Source organism: Mesonia phycicola, assembly GCF_900141885.1.
Taxonomy (GTDB): domain Bacteria; phylum Bacteroidota; class Bacteroidia; order Flavobacteriales; family Flavobacteriaceae; genus Mesonia; species Mesonia phycicola.
Window position 1 is genome coordinate 135,230 of the sequence record NZ_FQYY01000006.1, and the last position, 17,932, is coordinate 153,161.

Consider the following 17,932-nt stretch of genomic DNA (forward strand, 5'->3'; position numbering starts at 1 on the left):
TTCTATTCGTTGTGTCTTTACAAGCGCAAGAAGTTCAATTTTCAGGTATTATACAAGACAGTATGCAAAACCCTATTGCGCATGCCAATGTAATTGCTACACCTCAAGATTCAATTTTGCAAACTACTTTCTCTATTACCAATCAGCAAGGGAAATACAAACTAGATTTAATAGCAAATAAAAACTATACCTTAAAAATTACTCATTTAGCTTTTGGTAAACAAATTGATACCGTGATTATTACTAAAAGTGAGACTAAAAACTATACGCTTTTTGAGCGTACCGAAAGTCTAGAAGAGGTTGTTATAGAGCAAGAAATGGCTGTAGTGGTAAAAGAAGATACCATCCGGTATAAAGTAGATCAGTTTAAAACTGGTGATGAAAGAAAACTAAGAGATATTCTTAAAAAATTACCTGGTGTAGAAGTAGACCGCGAGGGTAATGTAAAAGTAAACGGAAAGGAAGTGAAAAAACTCATGATTGAAGGGCAAGAGTTTTTTACAGGAGACCCAAAACTAGGTGTTAATAATATACCGGCAGATGCCATAAAAGAAATAGAAGCACTAGATAATAACCCAGAAATTACTATGCTAAAAGGCTTAGACGATAGTCAGCGAATGGTTCTTAATATCAAACTAAAAGAAGGAAAAAAGAATTTTATGTTTGGCGAGTCAGAAGTTGGTGGTGGTATTAAAGAACGCTATTATGTAAATCCCAATATATTTTATTACAGCCCCAACCGAAGTATAAATGTGTTGGCAGACCTTAATAATACAGGAGAAAGTGCGTTTTCTTATTCAGATCTAATAGATTTTGAAGGGGGTTTTTACTCCCTTCGAGGTACACAAAATAAATTTGCTACTCAACCTTCTGCTAGTTTATTTAGCGGAAATAATGGATTTTCAAATAAAAATAAATTAGGTGCTGCAAGTTGGTCAGAGCGTTTAGCAAAATACCTTCGGTTAGATGCTTATGTCATTGTAAAAGATGTATTTACAGAGAGTAAAACTATCCAAGAGATTAACTATATTAGTCAAGAGCAAGAAGATGAATATCGTGAGAATGAAGAAAAAAATGATCAATTTTTTTCTTTAGGAAAAGTAAAGTTACGCTATGATAATTTAAAGGACTGGGATTTACAAACCAATTTTCTTGTAAAATATGCAGATGCTGTAGCTAGAGAGCAAACGGTTTCTATCACCAACAATGAAAATATTTTTTTTAATGATGTAAATGATATAAATTCTTTTTCTCTAAGTAATGTAAATAGTATTAATAAAAAATTCTCTTATAAGCATACGTTAAGTATCAATACTAATTTTGAATATAATGAGAAGAAAAATAATTATGATTGGTTATTTAATCAGCCAATTTTTAATGAAATTATCCCAATTGAAGAAACAGAAAGTGGTGATATTAACCTGCTAAAAGATAATTCTTCTTATTCACAATTATTTCAAGTAGATGCAAAACATTATTGGATATTAAATAATACGAATCATCTTTACCCTACCGCTGGGATTAATTATTTAAAAAAAGATTTTAATACGTTCGAATATCAAAAATTAGATAACGAAAACCTTATTAATTTTCAAGATGCTGGTTTTAATAATCAATTAGATTTTAAACTAATAGATGCTTTTGGTGGTTTTCAATACAAAACAATGTTTGGTAAATGGATTACTCGCCTTGGTGCTTTTACACATTTATATTCTTGGCAAGCAAAACAATTTAATACAGAAATTGTGAATCATCAAAAAATGATTTTTTTACCAGAAGTCATGGTGAAATGGGATATTAACAAGGTAGAGAGTTTTAGACTAGACTATCGTTTAAACTCTACTTTTGCCGATGCAGAAAAATTTGCAAATCGTTTTCAATTAACCAATTTTAATAGCATTTATCAAGGAAATGAAAATTTAGAAAATGAACTTTATCATGATGTAGATATCTCATATCGCAATTACAATTTTTACAGTAAGATTAATTATAATATTAATTTAAGTTATTTAGGTAGAGAGCAAAGTATTCGAGAAACAACGCAGTTGGATGGTATTAGTTATATCAATACAAGTATTCTTAATAGTTTGCCCGAAAATTCATACTCAGGTTATGTTTCTATATCTAAACGTTTTAAATCTGATTTAACTCTTAGTGTAAACGGGAATGTTTATTTAAATGATTATGCGAGACTTGTAAATGAAGAACGCTTAGATTATAAATCTAAAAGTTATTCATATTCTGCTAAAGGAAAATATTATAAGAAGAATTTTCCAACCATAGAAATTGCTTTTCAACAATCGTTTAATGTTTTTTCTTCGGAAGATCAAGAAGCAACACGGTTTACTCAACTTAATCCCAGCGCAACCATAAAATATCGGTTTTTTAAAGATTTTTTATTAGAAAGCGATTATAAATATACCTATTATATCAATCAAAATACTAATGAATCTAGCGAGTTTCAAATCGGGAATGCAAGTTTGCGTTATAAACAAGAATCTAGTGCTTGGGGGTTTGGAGTAGAAGTCTCAAATATTTTTGACGTAAATTTTAAAAGAAATAATAGTACTTCTAATTTTTTAATTAGCGACCAAAGAACGCTACTTCAGCCTAGAATTTTGCTATTAAAAGTAACCTATCAGCTTTAATACATTTTCCCAAAAGCCTTTACAATTGATGCTCTCCTTCAAAATAATTAACCAGCAAGGCAACTACATAATTATAGCTTTTTATTCCTTGCGGTTGGTTATTAACTTTTAGATAACTACCGTAGAAAATTTTGAAAAATGGTTCTAATGGGTTTTCGTGTTCTGCCCAAAAGTGCTGTACTTCCCAGTAATTTTTTCTAATACCTAAATTAAGCATAGCAATAATATTTTCTGCTTCACAAGGGTCGGTTACATAAACTTCGCCCAAACAATATTTTAAAGCAAAGGTGTAACCCGCATATTTAAAATACGGATTTGGATGGTTCATCGTGGTTAAACACGCCATAAAGTTGGCTTCATTTTCTTTAGCAAAACCAATTTGGTGTCCCATTTCGTGACTGGTAGTACTTGGTAATTTAAATTTTGGTATTTGATTATTAACTTGCGCTTCTCCTGTAAACGGATTTAAATATCCATTAAATCCCATATAAGTTAGAGGAATACTGAATAAAGAAGGCTTTACACTCTTAGCTTGGTAGGTGAGTTCAGGGTAATCATCTTCTATATTTTTATATCCATCTATCGCAATTTTTCTTATTTCAGAATTTTTAAAAAGAAAGTCAACTTTTAAGGTGTCATCTTTAGCTAAAGTAGAGTGAAGTTTATTTGCTTTTATGGCTAATTTTTTAGTGAAAGAAATGAGTTGCTCTTGTGAGTATTCGTGTTCAATTTCTAGAGATTGATGTAATGGTAGGCGGTAGTAATTTAATCCCCAAAAAGCGTGAAAGCAAAAATAAATAATAGAAAGGGAGGCTAGAGCTTCTAAAATCCACTGTTTAGGTTTTTTATATCTAGATTTAATCCGTATAAAAATCCAACGTATTAAACCAAATATTAGTACAGTATAAAATAAATCTCCAAAACTAAAAGGTAGCCAACCTAAAGCGTAGCGTTCTAATTTTGAAATGAGAGGATAAATACCATTACTGTAATAAGTTTCTATAAACTGCGGAAATCTGGCAGCAATAGAAACTAAAGCTACTTGTAATGGTAATAAAAGTGAGAGAATAAAATGGCTACGTTGTTTCACAAGCTAAAAATACAAACTAATTGTATGGGTACAAATTTTATAGTTGATAACAGAAACAATACCTTTGTGAAAATTGAAAATTTTGTCATACGGAGCTTGTCGAAGTCATTTTGTTAACGGCCTTTCGACTCCGCTCGAAGTGACAACTATAATTGAAAATAAAAAATTCATGAGTCAAGAAATAAGAAATTTAGAGCCAAAGGCAGTTTGGAACAAATTTGCAGATTTAAATGCAGTACCAAGACCTTCTAAACAAGAAGAGAGAGTAATTGCTTTTATGAAAGATTTTGGTGAAAGTTTAGGTTTAGAAACTATTGAAGATAGCGCTGGAAATGTAATTATTAAAAAACCAGCTACTGCAGGATTAGAAGATCGCCAAAAAGTGGTTTTACAGTCTCATTTAGATATGGTGCATCAAAAAAATAACGATACAGATTTTGATTTTGCTACGCAAGGTATTGATATGTATTTAGATGGAGATTGGGTGCGTGCTAAAGGTACTACTTTAGGTGCAGATAATGGCTTAGGCGCAGCAGCAGCAATGGCTATTTTAGAAAGCACAGATATTGCACACCCAGCAATTGAAGCTTTGTTTACCATTGATGAAGAAACAGGGATGACAGGTGCCAAAAACCTAGACAATTCTGTATTAGATGGAGAAATACTTTTAAATTTAGATACCGAAGAAGACGATGAAATTGGTATTGGTTGTGCGGGAGGTATAGATATTACCGCAAAAAAATCTTATGAAGAAGAAAGTGTTACTGGAGAAGTAGAGGCACTTAGCATAAAAGTTCAAGGCTTAAACGGTGGTCACTCAGGGATGGATATTATTAAAGGACTTGGTAATGCCAATAAATTAATGAACCGTATTTTGTACACTACTTTTAAAGAAGCAGATATTAAAATTGCGGAAGTAAATGGTGGCGGACTTAGAAATGCAATTCCGAGAGAGAGTGTTGCAACAATAGTGGTTTCTAAAGAAAATAAAGCTGCTTTTGAAGATGCTTTTGAAGCTATAAAAACGGCCATTGAAACTGAGTATAAATCTTTAGAGAAAAACTTGAGCATAACGGCAGAGATAATTTCTACTCCAGAAAAAGTAATGGAAAAAAATGCACAAGCAGAAGTTTTAAAAGCAATTTATGCGACGCATAACGGGGTATTTAGAATGAGTCCTGATATTAATGATTTAGTAGAAACATCTAATAATGTAGCAAAAGTAACCATAGCTAACGGAAATGTTCAAATTTCTTGTTTAACAAGATCTTCTGTAGAATCTGGTAAATGGGATTTGGCTTATAGTTTAGGTAGTGGTTTTGAGTTAGCTGGTTTTGAGGTAAAATTTAGTGGAGATTATCCAGGTTGGGCGCCAAACCCAGACTCTGCAATACTAAAAGTATTAGATAATTTGTATGAAAAGCAAACTGGAGAGAAAGCAAATGTAGCTGCTTGTCACGCTGGCTTAGAATGTGGTATTATTGGTAGCCATTACCCAAAAATGGATATGATTTCTTTTGGGCCAACTATTAGAGGAGCGCATTCTCCAGATGAAAGAGCAAGTATTTCTTCAACCCAAAAATTCTGGAAGTTTTTAAAAGAAGTACTTCAAAATATTCCGAAGAAATAATAAACTAACTTGATGAGATGCTAAAATTGAAGATTCAACATACTTAAACAAGTTTAGCTTGACGCAAAAAAAACTCCCGAAGAAATCCTTCGGGAGTTTTTTATTTATAAGTTTTACTACTTTATACTAATTAACTATTCATCAAAAATATTATCATAAGAGTTACCTTCGGTAACAAATTGAGGATTTCCTTTTACGTAACGATAATGTTTATCGAGTTTGGCAATTTCTTGCAAGTCTTCTTCTTCTAATTGGTAACCTACACTTTGCAAATTTTGTTCAATTCTGCCTTCATTTGTAGATTTTGGTATTACCGCTGTACCTCTTAACTCTGCCCATTTAATCAATATTTGTGCTGGAGTTGCATTGTGTTTTTTTGCTATTTTATTAATCACTTCATTCTCTAATAAAATAGGCTCATCATCTGCTTTCATAGCATCTGTTCTGTCTCCACTACCTAAAGGTGAATAACCAGTAAGATTTATTCCGTGTTTGCTACAATATTCTATTAAATCGTTTTGTTGTAAATAAGGGTGCAATTCTACTTGATTCATTTCTGGCATTTCAGAAGTTTTTTCTCTTAAATCTTCTAATTTCTTTGTACTAAAATTAGAAACCCCAACGTGTTTTACTAAGCCTTGCTTTTTAGCTTCTAATAAAGCTTCCCAAGTTTCATGTAAAGGGACTTCTTCTAAAGATAAAAATTCTTCGTCTTTCTCTGGGAAGGTAACCTCTGGACTAAAAGCTACTGGCCAGTGCATTAAATAAAGATCGAGGTAATCTAACTGTAAATCTTTTAATGTTTGCTTCAATGCAGGAATAACATCTTCTTTTTTGTGTGCATTATTCCATAGTTTAGAAGTAACCCAAACGTCTTCACGTTTTACATTTCCGTTACTAAATACTTTTTGAAAAGCATTACCCACCTCATTTTCATTACCGTAAATGGCTGCACAATCAATATGTCTATATCCGTTTTTTAATGCGTGTTCTACGGCATTTTCTACCTTTTTTGGTTCAGACTTCCAAGTACCTAAACCAACTGCTGGCATTTTATCTCCGTTTTTAAATTCTAAAGTTCTCATGTTTTTTTGTTTTCAAGATAGGAGATACCTAGCAACTAGTAAAGCATTTTAAGAATTTTAGCAATACTTTAATAAGCAAAATTTATTTAGAGATTTATATAAAAATTGAATTTTGATTTAATTAAGATTTAGAAGCTATTTCTAGATAATTCAGAAATAGAAAAAGTGACAAAATAAAATTACTTTCTAGGATGAAATTTTTCTAAAACTTCTTTAAGATGAGTACGGTCTAAATGCATATAAATTTCTGTAGTAATTATACTTTCATGCCCTAACATTTGCTGAATGCTTCGTAAATCGGCTCCGTTTTCTAACAAATGCGTTGCAAAAGAGTGCCGAAACGTATGCGGACTTATTTTCTTTTTTATGCCGGCTTTTTCGGCAGTTTGTTTCACAATAGTAAAAATCATTGCGCGCGTGAGCTGTTTACCTCTTCGGTTTAAAAACAAAGTATCTTCAAAATCTTTTTGTATAGGTAAATGTGCTCTTGTATGGTTTATATATAAATTAATGTATTTAATAGTTAGCGGGCTAATTGGTACCAAACGTTGTTTGTCTCCTTTACCAGAGACTCTAATAAAACCTTCTTCAAAATAAAGATCAGAAAGCTTTAGTGTAATTAATTCAGATACTCGAAGTCCGCAACTATATAGAGTTTCTAATATAGTGCGGTTGCGCTCACCTTGTGCGTGGCTTAAATCTATAGCATCAATTAATAAATCTATTTCTTCTGTAGAAAGAGTGTCGGGTAATTTTCTTCCAATTTTAGGAGACTCTATTAATTCTAAAGGATTGTCTTTTCTATAATCTTCAAAAACTAAGTAATCAAAAAAACTACGTAATCCAGAAATAATTCTAGATTGTGAGCGAGCACTCATTGTTTTAGAAACTTGATAAATAAACTCCTGAATTTTTTCTTCAGTAATAGTTAAGGGAGATATTTTAATTTGATGCTCTTCTAGGTGTTGCATCAGTTTAACAATATCAAAACTATAATTTTCTATAGAATTGCTAGATAACCCTCTCTCTATGCGAAGGTAATGTTGGTAATCTGTAAGTGCTTGCTGCCATTTCACTTGTTAAAAGTAAATAAAATTGAGCCATTATTTAAGTCTATTTTAATTTTTGGTTGAGAATCTTTTGTGAATTGAGCCCTTACATTTGTATCAAACAAAAAACAATAGTTATGAAAAAAGTAATTTTAAGTTCAATTTTTGGATTAATGACAATCTTAGGAGTAAATGCTCAAGCAGATTCAGATTTAGTGCAAGTAGGGGTAAAAGGAGGTGTAAACTTTTCTAATGTTACAGGAGATGATTTTGAAGGTCCAAATTCACGTACAAGCTTTAATGCAGGATTTGTAGCAGAAATTCCGTTTACAGAACGATTTTCAATTCAGCCAGAGGTACTTTACTCAGGGCAAGGTTTTGATATAGACCAATCTAATCAAGATAATTTTTTAGATAACGACGGAAATGTTGAATATCAATTAGACTATATTCAAATACCTGTATTAGCTAAAATTTATTTAGTAGAAGGCTTAAGTGTACAAGCCGGACCACAAATTGGATTTAAAATTAACGAAGAAATAGACTATCAACCTAATGATGATGCAGGGGATATAGATTTAGAAGATTACAGTGAAACCGAAGATATAGATATAAGCTTGGCTGCAGGATTAGAGTATAAATTTGATAATGGTTTCTTTATTCAAGGAAGATATAATTATGGTTTTTCTCAATTAATTAAAGATTATGATATACATAACTCCGTATTTCAAGCAGGAATAGGTTTTATGTTTTAAATAAAAACACACTTAACTAACCAATTAGCATTAAAAGCCAACTTTTATAAGTTGGCTTTTTTTTAGAATTATTAAATATTATAAACTAAAATATTGTCTTTTAAGTAGTTATTTAACGTGTATAATTTTTGTTAAAAAAAATAAATTTATTTTAGAAAGTGTATATATATTTGCCGCTCAAACAAATCAAACAATTATATATTATGAAAAAATTATTACTTATTGCGGCAGTAGCTTTTTTGGGGATTAGTTCCGTAAAAGCACAAGAAATTGAATTTGGAGTAAAAGGAGGTTTAAATGTAGCTACACTTGGAGGAGATGCTTCAGATGATTATGATTTAGATAGTAGAGTTGGATTTCATGTTGGAGGTTTTGTAGAAATTCCTTTATCAGAGAAAATAACTTTTCAACCAGAACTTTTATATTCTATGCAAGGCGCTCAATTAAATCTAGTTTATACTGATGGATTAAATAGTGTTTCTTCAGAAGCAAAATTAAAACTAGATTATATCAATGTACCTTTTATGTTTAAGTATGAAGTTGTTGATAATTTAGCCGTTGAGGTAGGTCCTCAAATTGGCTTTTTAATTAATGCTAAAGGAGAAGTAGAAGCTTCAGTATCTGGAGAATCAGGTAGCTATAGTGATGAAATAGATGTAAAAGATCAATATTCTACGATTGATTTTGCAGCAAATCTAGGTGTTAGCTATGAGTTTGATATGGGGCTTTTTGCAGGTGCAAGATATAATTTTGGATTAATTGATATAGAAGAAGAGTCAGATGACTATTCAGAAATAAACAATGTTTTCCAATTGTCTATTGGTTATAAGTTTTAAGTAATCAAAATGTAAAATAAAAAAGCGAAGGCAAATGTCTTCGCTTTTTTATTTTCAATATATCTATTTACAATTTAATAGTCTAAATTTTTAAGTTATTTAGTAAGTTTGTAGATGTACTATATAATTATTCTTATGAAAAAAATACTATTTATAGCCTTCGTATTTGTGACTATCCAGTCTGCTTTTTCTCAGGGAGAAATAGAAGTAGGTATTACTGGTGGATATTTAAACGTTACTGCTAATGATGCAGATGAAGGAAATTCTGGTTTCTATGCAGGTTTATATTCAGAAATATCTTTAACCAATTCTTTAAAGGTACAACCAGAATTATTATATGGTAATATAGAAGATCAAAACCTTCTTTATTTACCAGTAGTATTAAAATATTATGTAGCACATTCAGATTTAAATCTTCAAGCAGGACCACAAGCTACTTACCTTTTTAAAGGAGATAATGACTTAGAATTTAAAGATCAGTTAGGTTTAGATTTAACGGTAGGTGTAGGTTATGATATTTTTCATAACATATACATAAATGCTCGTTACGGATTTAAAATAGCTCAAAACGACGAAACTTTTTCATCTGCAGATTTTAACACCTTTATGGTAGGCTTATCTATAGGTTTATAAAATAAAGTTATGAAAATACTTATAGTTAATGGCCCCAATTTAAATCTTTTAGGAGAGCGAGAACCTAACGTATACGGTGGTCAAACTTTTGAAGATTACTTTACATCTCTTCAATTTAAATTACGAGAAGTAGAGTTGTCTCATTACCAATCTAACCACGAAGGGGAGATTATAGATAAATTACACGAAGCTCGATTACATTTTGATGGTGTAGTTTTAAATGCAGCAGCATATACGCATACTTCTGTAGCAATTGCAGATGCTGTAAAAGCTATTAACATTCCTGTGGTAGAAGTACATATCTCAAATACTGCAGCAAGAGAAAGTTTTAGACATCAATCTTATATTGCAGCTAATGCTAAGGGTGTAATCACTGGCTTTGGATTAAAAAGTTATGAACTTGCTATATTAAGTTTTATAGATTTAAAAGATGAATAAAACTTATTTAAATTGGAGTAGTGGTAAAGATGCTATGTTAGCTCTACATCACCTTCAATCTTCTTCCAATTTTTCTGTTGAAAAATTAGTGACTACAGTAAATTCTGATTATAACCGGGTTTCTATGCACGGTTTACCAATTTCATTACTAGAGAAGCAGGCAGAGAGTTTACAATTACCATTGCATCAAATTCCGCTTGATGGAGATGTTTCTATGCAAGTATATAACCAAACTATGCAGAGGCATGTTTCTCTATTAAAAGAAGAAAAATTTACCCATACCGTTTTTGGAGATATTTTTTTAGAAGACTTAAAAACTTATCGAGAAAATGAACTGCAAAAAGTAGGAGTAACTCCAGTATTTCCGTTATGGAAAAAAGACACCAAAAGTCTTGTTGAAGAATTTATTAATCTAGGTTATAAAGCAATTGTAGTTTGTGTAAATGCAAATTACTTAGACGAGTCTTTCTGCGGAAGAATTGTAGATGCTGAATTTTTAAATGATTTACCAGAAAATGTAGATGCTTGTGGTGAAAATGGAGAATTTCACACCTTTGTTTTTGATGGACCTTTATTTTCTTTTCCTATCGAATTTGAAATAGGAGAAAAAGTACTTCGGGATTATACCCCATCAAACGAAGATGATTGTTACCAAGAATCACAATCTTGGGATCATAAATTTTGGTATGTAGATTTGAAACTGAAATAAAGCGCTATCGAATAAAGTTAGGAGAGAAAATTTCACGTTTTTATAGATTCTTTTAAATTGTAATTATTCATTCTCTCATCATTCCAGACTTGATCTGGAATCTCATACTATATTGTAAACAAATTATTGAGGCTGAGATCCTGAATCAAGTTCAGGATGACGGCTAATCAATATATTTTATAAAGTGTATTATCAAAGATTTATGAGCAAAAAATCCTGAAGCTTAGCTTCAGGATTTTTTTGTTTTATACTTTATAAAAAACTTATAAGTGAATTACTTCATCATAAGCAGCAGCAGTAGCTTCCATCACAGCTTCACTCATAGTTGGGTGAGGGTGAACAGCTTTTAAAACTTCGTGTCCTGTAGTTTCTAGTTTTCTACCAAGAACAGCTTCTGCAATCATATCTGTTACTCCGGCACCAATCATATGGCAACCTAACCATTCTCCGTATTTAGCATCGTAAATTACTTTTACAAAACCATCTTTTTTACCAGAAGCACTTGCTTTACCAGAGGCAGAGAAAGGGAATTTACCAACTTTAATCTCGTAACCTTGTTCTTTAGCTTGTTTTTCTGTTAAACCAACACTAGCAATTTCTGGAGAAGCGTATGTACAACCAGGGATGTTACCATAGTCTAATGCTTCTACCTTCATTCCTTTAATTTTTTCCACACAGATAATACCTTCAGCAGAAGCAACGTGAGCAAGAGCAGGACCTGCAACAACATCACCAATTGCATAAACTCCTGGTACATTAGTTTGGTACCATTCGTTCACTACAATTTTATCTCTGTCTGTTTTAATATTTAAATCTTCTAGACCTATATTTTCTATATTTGTTTTAATACCAACAGCAGAAAGTACAATATCTGCTTCAAGAATTTCTTCTCCTTTTTTAGTTTTAACAGTAGCTTTTACGCCTTCTCCAGAAGTATCTACACTTTCTACAGAAGAGTTAGTCATTACTTTAATTCCAGATTTTTTGAAAGATTTTTCAAATTGCTTAGAAACTTCTTCATCTTCTAATGGAACTAAATTTGGTAAAAACTCTACAATAGTTACTTCTGTACCCATAGAGTTGTAAAAGTGAGCAAACTCTACTCCAATTGCACCAGAACCTACTACAATCATTTTTTTAGGCTGTTCTTTTAAAGTCATAGCTTCACGGTAACCTATCACTTTTTTACCATCTTGTGGTAAATTAGGAAGAGCTCTAGATTTGGCTCCTGTTGCAACGATAATATGATCTGCTTCGTAGTCTTTTGTATTTCCGTCGCTATCTTTAACGCTAATTTTTTTACCAGCTTTTAGTGTACCATAACCATTAATAACGTCAATTTTATTTTTTTTCATTAAAAATTGAACACCTTTGCTCATTCCGTTAGCTACATCACGGCTTCTTTTTATAACAGCGTCAAAATCTTTATCTACGTTGTCTGCTTTAAGTCCGTAATCTTCAGCGTGATTTAAGTAGTTAAATACCTCTGCACTTTTTAATAATGCTTTAGTAGGTATACAACCCCAGTTTAAACATACACCACCTAGATTTTCTTTTTCTACAACGGCAGTTTTAAAACCTAGTTGAGAAGCACGAATGGCAGTTACATAACCTCCTGGACCACTACCTAAAACTATAATATCATATTTACTCATATCATTTTTATTTTTAGCTGAATTTAGAATTGCGAATTTAAACAATAATACCCATAACCAAAAGTATAGACTTATTTAAGTACTACTTTTAACTATGGGTATTGTTATTAATAACAAAGTAATGACGTTATTGTTAGTTGATTTGTTCTATTTGGTAACCTTGTTGGTTAATTTCATTTAATAAATCACTGTAGGTTTCTAAATTATTGTTAGGGTCATTAGCAAAATCTGAAGGGACTACTACCACTCTAAATAATTGATTTTGGTAATATTCTGTAGAGATAGTATTTAAATCTATGTCTCCATCTAAAAATATTCTAACATCAAAAAAAGTATGGTCAAAGTTGTAAACTAATTGATCTCCATTATCAAAATATACGGTTTGTGGCATTTGTTTCCAAACATCTATAGGTCCAGAACTATCGTCTATGTATTCTTCAGATCTGTAAACTAAGACCGCATCAGATTCAAAAACTTCAATTCCATCATCTGCAAATTCATAATAAAATTCATTACTATTATTAAAATCTACTGTAAATTCTGCAGTAGAACCTAATATGTTTATACCTGGTTCTCCTTGATCACCTTCACAGCTACTTAAGCCGATTATTGCTATAAATAGTAATACTAAAATGGATAATTTTTTCATAATTTATGTTTATTGGTTAAATTCTATACTTGCAGAGTTAACGCAGTAACGTTGTCCGGTTTCTGTTGGGCCATCATCAAAAACATGTCCAATATGTCCGCCACAATTACTACATAAAATTTCTGTTCTAATCATACCAAAGCTAGTATCTTTTATATACTCAATACTTCCTTCTACAGATTCATCAAAACTAGGCCAGCCGCAATTACTTTTAAATTTAGCTTCGCTTTCAAAAAGTAGATTACCGCATCCTGCACATTTATATTTTCCATTTTCAAAGTGGAGGTTGTATTTTCCTGTATGTGGAGCTTCGGTTCCTTTTAGTCTTAATATTCTATATTGATCTTCGGTTAATTTTTCTTTCCATTCTAGGTCAGATTTCTCTATGCTGTATTTTTTCATGCTATTATTGTTTAGCGGCTATAAAATGCATAGCATCACCATTCATGCAATATCTTTTTCCAGTTTCTGTAGGTCCGTCATTAAAAACATGCCCTAAGTGGCCTCCGCAGTTTGCGCAAAGAACTTCATCTCTAGTGTAACCTAATTTATTATCTGTAGAGTAAAAAATTCCGTCTTCAATAGGTCTATCAAAACTAGGCCATCCGGTACCACTATCAAACTTATATTTTGTTTTGTACAGTGGGTGTTCACAAGCTGCACACACAAAAGTTCCTGGTTCTTTAATTTTATTTAATTTACTAGAATATGGTCTTTCTGTTCCTGCTTTTCTTAAAATGTAATATTCTTCAGCAGTAAGTTCTTTTTCCCATTCAGCGTCAGTTTTTTGAACCTTAAACTGTTCTTTTTTTGTTTTTTTTTGAGCATTTCCTTGGCAACTAACTAAGGAAAAACAAGCTATTAGCAATAGGTACAGGGTATTTTTCATATTTATTTTTTTATAAAACTACAAAGTTTATGCCATTTTAAAAATACTGAATTGTTAAAGCGATTATAAATTTAATTTTTTGAAACACTCAATTTTGTAATTTTATGCACCAAACAATCTTAAATTATGAAAATTAACAAACTTATAGTGCTTCTAGGAGCGGTATTAGCGTTTCAAGCTTGCACTAAAAATCCATTTACGGGTAAAAAAACCTTGGCTTTAGTACCTAATTCTGAAATATTACCAATGGCTTTTGAGCAGTATGACCAATTTTTAAATGAAAATAAGGTAGTTACAGGATCTGCAGATGCTATAATGGTGAAAAATGTTGGTCAAAAAATAGCTACAGCAGCAGAACGTTGGTTAAATGCCAATGGTTATCAAGGATACCTAGAAGATTATAGATGGGAATATAATTTAGTACAAGATGAAACTGTAAATGCGTGGTGTATGCCAGGTGGTAAAATTGTAGTTTATACAGGTATTTTACCTATTACACAAGATGAAGCAGGTTTAGCAGTTGTGATGGGGCATGAGGTTGCTCATGCATTGGCTAATCACGGTCAACAACGTATGAGTGCTACTCAATTACAGCAAGTTGGAGCAGCAGCAACGGCAATAGGAGCACAGGCAGCAGGTGTAGATGAACAAACTGCAGGATATTTTAATACAGCTTACGGTATAGGTTCTCAGGTTGGGGTTTTATTACCTTTTAGTAGAAGTCACGAAACAGAAGCAGATAAGATAGGATTAAATATAATGGCTATTGCTGGTTATGACCCAGATGAAGCTGCAGATTTATGGAGAAGAATGAAAGCTAATAGTGGCGGGCAATCTACTCCAGAGTTTATGAGTACTCACCCTTCTAACGATACAAGAATTAACAATCTTGAATCTTGGGCAGATGAAGCTAGAGCAGAAGCGCAAAAATTTGGTGTAACTACATTTAAAAATTAAATATGTGTAACGTGTAAATTGAAAAAGCCCTCTAAAATTTTAGAGGGCTTTTTTGTTAATCAAAAAGAGCTTTCATTAATGTACTAATGCCTTTAAAAACTAAAAAAATAGCCACTCCGCACACAACTATACCTAAAATAAGTACCGCAATATATAATGGGTGTTCTTTATTGTGAAAAGCAGAATACAAGATTGATGGTCCTGTAAATATAAATAATAGAGCTGCTGCTAAAAACCTTATCCCTTTGCCTAAAACTTCTTTGTTAGTTCTTTTTGTCATCATTATCTTTTATATATTGAATAGCCAATCGAACATTTTTAAATTTGCTTAAGGCTTCTTTTGCTACATTTTCTTCTACTTGCGTAGCTTCTTGTATCATTTTAATTCCTCTTAAAACTAATTTATTATTGCTCAATTGCATATCAACCATTTTATTTCCCTTAACTCTTCCTAATTTAACCATAGTACTCGTGGTTAACATATTAAGAACCATTTTTTGAGCGGTACCAGCTTTCATTCTAGAACTTCCTGTTACAAACTCTGGACCTACTACCACTTCAACAGGGAATTGGGCTACACTAGCTAATGGGCTGTTTTGATTGCAAGTAATACAGCCTGTAGGTATACTTTCTGCATTACATTTTTCAAGTGCCTTTATAACATAAGGAGTAGTGCCAGATGCAGCAATACCAACCACAATATCTTTATTAGTAATGTGATGTTTTTTTAAATCTTCCCAACCTTGTAACTCGTGATCTTCTGCATTTTCAACTGCATTTTTAATGGCGTGATCTCCGCCAGCTATAATCCCAATTACTAAATCTGGAGAAACCCCAAAGGTGGGAGGGCACTCGCTAGCATCTAAAATACCCAATCTGCCACTTGTACCTGCACCAATATAAAAAAGTCTTCCTCCAGTTTGTAGCTGTTGGGTAATTTTTAAAGTAAGTTGTTCTATTTTATCTAATTCTTTTTCTACGGCTATAGCTACTTTTTGATCTTCTGTATTAATATGTTTTAAAAGCTCAGAAATCTCCATTTTTTCTAAATGATTGTAAAGAGAAGATTGTTCTGTGGTTTTAACGAAGCCATCTTTCATATAAAGCAAGTTATTTCATTCAATTTTCACAAAGTTATTGAAATTACCTTTACTACCACTTCTTATTCAATTGATTTAATAAAGTTTATACCACCTATTTTACAGGTGATAAAAACAAGTATAAATAAAATAAAAAAATTACTTTTTAAAGACGATTTTTTATTTAAAATCATAAATTTTAGCTAAAAAAATATTCTAATTAATGTCGTTTTTAGAGTTTTTCTTTTCGTGATACTCTTTTAATCCTAGTAAAAACAACACTTGTGTAAAATATTAAGCATTGATTAACAGTGTTTTAAGTGTTATGTGTTTTTTAACACTTAATTTGTTTGCGTATTAAATAATAGCGTATCTTTGCCCCCGCGAATTTAAAGGCAAAAGCTTTCTTTAGAAAGTGTCTTTTAAAACAAGTGTATTGAGAAGAGTTTTTACGAAAATATTAGCCGTGCCGGTTTTTATAGGAATCTTTTTATTAAGTGGATTTTCTAATAAAGATGAAGCAATTATTGCTAGTGTAACTACTGATAATTTACCGGAATACTATAGCGTAAAGTCTAAAGATAGTTTGTTAATGGATGAAGTAATTTATCCTGTTCTTAAAAAAAGTTATCTTGGGTTTAAAGAAGCAATAGCTTTTAAAGAATCTGGAGGTGATTATGAAGTGATTAATCAATTTGGTTATTTAGGGAAGTATCAATTTGGGAGAGGTACTCTTCAATTAATTGGTATTTACGATACAAAAGATTTTTTAAATAACCCGCCATTACAAGAAGCAGCTTTTTATGCTAATGCTTCTAGAAATAAATGGATTTTAAGAAAAGATATAAAAAGGTATGTTGGTAAAAATATATCTGGAGTTAAAATAACAGAATCTGGTATTTTAGCTGCAGCTCATTTAGCAGGGCCTGGTAGTGTAAAGAAATTTTTAAGAAGTGGAGGTACAGAAGTTTTTTCAGATGCTTTTGGAACAAGTATAAAATACTACTTAAAAAGATTTCAAGGCTATGATACTTCTTTTGTAGAGCCTAATAGAAAAGCCAAAGCAGTTGCTCCAAAATTAAATAGCTACTTTACTGCTCTTTCTGAAAAATAAAAATAGTAGGTCTTTTTTGAAGATCAATTTTTATCTTTTTCCATTCTCTTACAGTTCTTGTAAGAATAAATTCTGAAGATAGAGTAACCTCACAACCAATACATAAAGTGGTATTAGGATTTAGGTTTTGTAATAAGTCTTCTAAAAATTTTTGATTTCTATAAGGAGTTTCAATAAAAATTTGTGCTTGGTTTTGCTCTAAAGAAATTCTTTCTAATCTTTTTATCTCACCTTTTCTTTCAGATTTATCTATAGGTAGGTAACCGTGAAATGCAAAATTTTGACCATTTAAACCACTGCTCATCAATGTAAGAAAGATAGAAGAAGGGCCAACTAAAGGTATTACTCTAATATTTTTAGAATGTGCAATTTTTACTACATCTGCACCAGGGTCTGCAATACCTGGGCAACCAGCTTCACTAATTACACCTATATCTTTACCTTCTAAACAAGGATTTAAAAATTCTGGTAAATCTTCTGGTTTGGTATATTTATTTATAATTTCAAAATGTAAAGAAGGCTGAGGTTTACTAGGTACAACTTGCTTGATAAATTTTCTAGCTGTTTTTTCATTTTCAACAATAAAAAAATCTATTTCTTCAATTTTCTTAGTAATGCTTAAGGGTAAAACTTCTAATGGTGCAGAACCTCCAAGACTATTAGGTATTAAATATAGTTTTCCTGGTTTAAATGTGTGTTGCATTTGTTCTGCCATA

The 17,932-nt window shown here is 31.5% G+C and carries 19 protein-coding genes; 9 read left to right on the top strand and 10 right to left on the bottom strand.

Features of this window, described 5'->3' with window-relative positions; all coding sequences use genetic code 11:
• Positions 1-11: 11 nt before the first annotated feature.
• A complete protein-coding gene (locus BUC03_RS10255) occupies positions 12-2,648 on the top strand; it encodes a carboxypeptidase-like regulatory domain-containing protein (RefSeq protein ID WP_159432713.1) in 2,637 nt (878 codons plus the stop codon).
• Between the two features lie 19 nt (positions 2,649-2,667).
• Here BUC03_RS10255 and BUC03_RS10260 read toward each other — a convergent pair whose 3' ends face one another.
• Positions 2,668-3,738, bottom strand: a complete 1,071-nt coding sequence (locus tag BUC03_RS10260) for a DUF3810 domain-containing protein (RefSeq protein WP_073151370.1) — start codon at positions 3,736-3,738, stop codon at positions 2,668-2,670.
• Between the two features lie 169 nt (positions 3,739-3,907).
• Here BUC03_RS10260 and BUC03_RS10265 point away from each other — a divergent pair, with 169 nt between their 5' ends.
• Positions 3,908-5,368, top strand: a complete 1,461-nt coding sequence (locus tag BUC03_RS10265) for an aminoacyl-histidine dipeptidase (protein ID WP_073151784.1) — start codon at positions 3,908-3,910, stop codon at positions 5,366-5,368.
• 134 nt (positions 5,369-5,502) lie between these two features.
• Here BUC03_RS10265 and BUC03_RS10270 read toward each other — a convergent pair whose 3' ends face one another.
• Positions 5,503-6,453, bottom strand: coding sequence for an aldo/keto reductase (locus BUC03_RS10270; RefSeq protein ID WP_073151373.1), 951 nt, complete (start codon positions 6,451-6,453; stop codon positions 5,503-5,505).
• Between the two features lie 179 nt (positions 6,454-6,632).
• Positions 6,633-7,529 carry a site-specific tyrosine recombinase XerD gene (xerD, locus tag BUC03_RS10275; RefSeq protein WP_073151376.1) on the bottom strand — a complete coding sequence of 299 codons (897 nt, stop codon included), beginning with the start codon at positions 7,527-7,529 and terminating at the stop codon, positions 6,633-6,635.
• A 110-nt stretch (positions 7,530-7,639) separates the two neighbouring features.
• Here xerD and BUC03_RS10280 point away from each other — a divergent pair, with 110 nt between their 5' ends.
• The 5 genes from BUC03_RS10280 to BUC03_RS10300 all read left to right on the top strand — a co-directional run bounded on the left by BUC03_RS10280 (position 7,640) and on the right by BUC03_RS10300 (position 10,873).
• Positions 7,640-8,257: a porin family protein gene (locus BUC03_RS10280; RefSeq protein ID WP_073151379.1), complete on the top strand. Its 618-nt coding sequence runs from the start codon at positions 7,640-7,642 to the stop codon at positions 8,255-8,257.
• 203 nt (positions 8,258-8,460) lie between these two features.
• A complete protein-coding gene (locus tag BUC03_RS10285) occupies positions 8,461-9,093 on the top strand; it encodes a porin family protein (RefSeq protein WP_073151382.1) in 633 nt (210 codons plus the stop codon).
• 135 nt (positions 9,094-9,228) lie between these two features.
• A complete protein-coding gene (locus tag BUC03_RS10290; RefSeq protein ID WP_073151385.1) occupies positions 9,229-9,726 on the top strand; it encodes an outer membrane beta-barrel protein in 498 nt (165 codons plus the stop codon).
• Between the two features lie 9 nt (positions 9,727-9,735).
• Positions 9,736-10,164, top strand: a complete 429-nt coding sequence (aroQ, locus tag BUC03_RS10295; RefSeq protein ID WP_073151388.1) for a type II 3-dehydroquinate dehydratase — start codon at positions 9,736-9,738, stop codon at positions 10,162-10,164.
• Positions 10,157-10,873 carry a Dph6-related ATP pyrophosphatase gene (locus tag BUC03_RS10300; RefSeq protein WP_073151391.1) on the top strand — a complete coding sequence of 239 codons (717 nt, stop codon included), beginning with the start codon at positions 10,157-10,159 and terminating at the stop codon, positions 10,871-10,873. Before aroQ ends, BUC03_RS10300 begins: the two co-directional genes overlap by 8 nt.
• A gap of 263 nt (positions 10,874-11,136) precedes the next feature.
• On the opposite strand, the gene lpdA is transcribed toward BUC03_RS10300, so the two are convergent.
• From lpdA to msrB (BUC03_RS10320), 4 genes are all read right to left on the bottom strand, one after another.
• Entirely contained in the window at positions 11,137-12,528 is a 1,392-nt protein-coding gene (gene lpdA, locus BUC03_RS10305) for a dihydrolipoyl dehydrogenase (RefSeq protein ID WP_073151393.1), read from the bottom strand.
• Positions 12,529-12,661: 133 nt separating this feature from the next.
• Positions 12,662-13,177: a hypothetical protein gene (locus tag BUC03_RS10310; protein WP_073151396.1), complete on the bottom strand. Its 516-nt coding sequence runs from the start codon at positions 13,175-13,177 to the stop codon at positions 12,662-12,664.
• A gap of 9 nt (positions 13,178-13,186) precedes the next feature.
• Positions 13,187-13,579, bottom strand: a complete 393-nt coding sequence (gene msrB / locus BUC03_RS10315) for a peptide-methionine (R)-S-oxide reductase MsrB (RefSeq protein ID WP_073151399.1) — start codon at positions 13,577-13,579, stop codon at positions 13,187-13,189.
• 4 nt (positions 13,580-13,583) lie between these two features.
• On the bottom strand, positions 13,584-14,066 hold the full coding sequence (gene msrB / locus BUC03_RS10320; protein ID WP_073151402.1) for a peptide-methionine (R)-S-oxide reductase MsrB: 483 nt from the start codon (positions 14,064-14,066) through the stop codon (positions 13,584-13,586).
• Positions 14,067-14,192: 126 nt separating this feature from the next.
• Between msrB (BUC03_RS10320) and BUC03_RS10325 the strand changes: the two genes are divergently transcribed.
• Complete coding sequence (locus tag BUC03_RS10325; protein ID WP_084112903.1) at positions 14,193-15,023, top strand: M48 family metallopeptidase; 831 nt, start codon at positions 14,193-14,195, stop codon at positions 15,021-15,023.
• Positions 15,024-15,078: 55 nt separating this feature from the next.
• On the opposite strand, the gene BUC03_RS10330 is transcribed toward BUC03_RS10325, so the two are convergent.
• Both BUC03_RS10330 and murQ read right to left on the bottom strand, forming a co-directional pair.
• Complete coding sequence (locus BUC03_RS10330; RefSeq protein ID WP_317041165.1) at positions 15,079-15,306, bottom strand: DUF6095 family protein; 228 nt, start codon at positions 15,304-15,306, stop codon at positions 15,079-15,081.
• A complete protein-coding gene (gene murQ / locus BUC03_RS10335) occupies positions 15,287-16,123 on the bottom strand; it encodes an N-acetylmuramic acid 6-phosphate etherase (RefSeq protein ID WP_073151407.1) in 837 nt (278 codons plus the stop codon). Before murQ ends, BUC03_RS10330 begins: the two co-directional genes overlap by 20 nt.
• 415 nt (positions 16,124-16,538) lie before the next feature.
• Here murQ and BUC03_RS10340 point away from each other — a divergent pair, with 415 nt between their 5' ends.
• On the top strand, positions 16,539-17,216 hold the full coding sequence (locus BUC03_RS10340; RefSeq protein WP_084112919.1) for a peptidoglycan-binding protein LysM: 678 nt from the start codon (positions 16,539-16,541) through the stop codon (positions 17,214-17,216).
• Here the strand turns inward: BUC03_RS10340 and BUC03_RS10345 are convergent.
• Positions 17,194-17,931, bottom strand: a complete 738-nt coding sequence (locus tag BUC03_RS10345) for an SAM-dependent methyltransferase (RefSeq protein ID WP_394333510.1) — start codon at positions 17,929-17,931, stop codon at positions 17,194-17,196. The two genes, BUC03_RS10340 and BUC03_RS10345, sit on opposite strands and share 23 nt — an antisense overlap.
• Position 17,932: the final 1 nt, after the last annotated feature.

What these genes read in the sequence shown, in the direction of transcription:
- BUC03_RS10310 (WP_073151396.1), bottom strand. Translation starts at nt 13,177, where the DNA reads ATGAAAAAATTATCCATTTTAGTATTACTATTTATAGCAATAATCGGC.
- BUC03_RS10265 (WP_073151784.1), top strand. Translation starts at nt 3,908, where the DNA reads ATGAGTCAAGAAATAAGAAATTTAGAGCCAAAGGCAGTTTGGAACAAA.
- BUC03_RS10270 (WP_073151373.1), bottom strand. Translation starts at nt 6,453, where the DNA reads ATGAGAACTTTAGAATTTAAAAACGGAGATAAAATGCCAGCAGTTGGT.
- BUC03_RS10345 (WP_394333510.1), bottom strand. Translation starts at nt 17,931, where the DNA reads ATGGCAGAACAAATGCAACACACATTTAAACCAGGAAAACTATATTTA.
- BUC03_RS10290 (WP_073151385.1), top strand. Translation starts at nt 9,229, where the DNA reads ATGAAAAAAATACTATTTATAGCCTTCGTATTTGTGACTATCCAGTCT.
- lpdA (WP_073151393.1), bottom strand. Translation starts at nt 12,528, where the DNA reads ATGAGTAAATATGATATTATAGTTTTAGGTAGTGGTCCAGGAGGTTAT.
- BUC03_RS10330 (WP_317041165.1), bottom strand. Translation starts at nt 15,306, where the DNA reads ATGATGACAAAAAGAACTAACAAAGAAGTTTTAGGCAAAGGGATAAGG.
- BUC03_RS10280 (WP_073151379.1), top strand. Translation starts at nt 7,640, where the DNA reads ATGAAAAAAGTAATTTTAAGTTCAATTTTTGGATTAATGACAATCTTA.
- aroQ (WP_073151388.1), top strand. Translation starts at nt 9,736, where the DNA reads ATGAAAATACTTATAGTTAATGGCCCCAATTTAAATCTTTTAGGAGAG.
- BUC03_RS10285 (WP_073151382.1), top strand. Translation starts at nt 8,461, where the DNA reads ATGAAAAAATTATTACTTATTGCGGCAGTAGCTTTTTTGGGGATTAGT.
- BUC03_RS10325 (WP_084112903.1), top strand. Translation starts at nt 14,193, where the DNA reads ATGAAAATTAACAAACTTATAGTGCTTCTAGGAGCGGTATTAGCGTTT.
- murQ (WP_073151407.1), bottom strand. Translation starts at nt 16,123, where the DNA reads ATGAAAGATGGCTTCGTTAAAACCACAGAACAATCTTCTCTTTACAAT.
- msrB (WP_073151399.1), bottom strand. Translation starts at nt 13,579, where the DNA reads ATGAAAAAATACAGCATAGAGAAATCTGACCTAGAATGGAAAGAAAAA.
- BUC03_RS10300 (WP_073151391.1), top strand. Translation starts at nt 10,157, where the DNA reads ATGAATAAAACTTATTTAAATTGGAGTAGTGGTAAAGATGCTATGTTA.
- msrB (WP_073151402.1), bottom strand. Translation starts at nt 14,066, where the DNA reads ATGAAAAATACCCTGTACCTATTGCTAATAGCTTGTTTTTCCTTAGTT.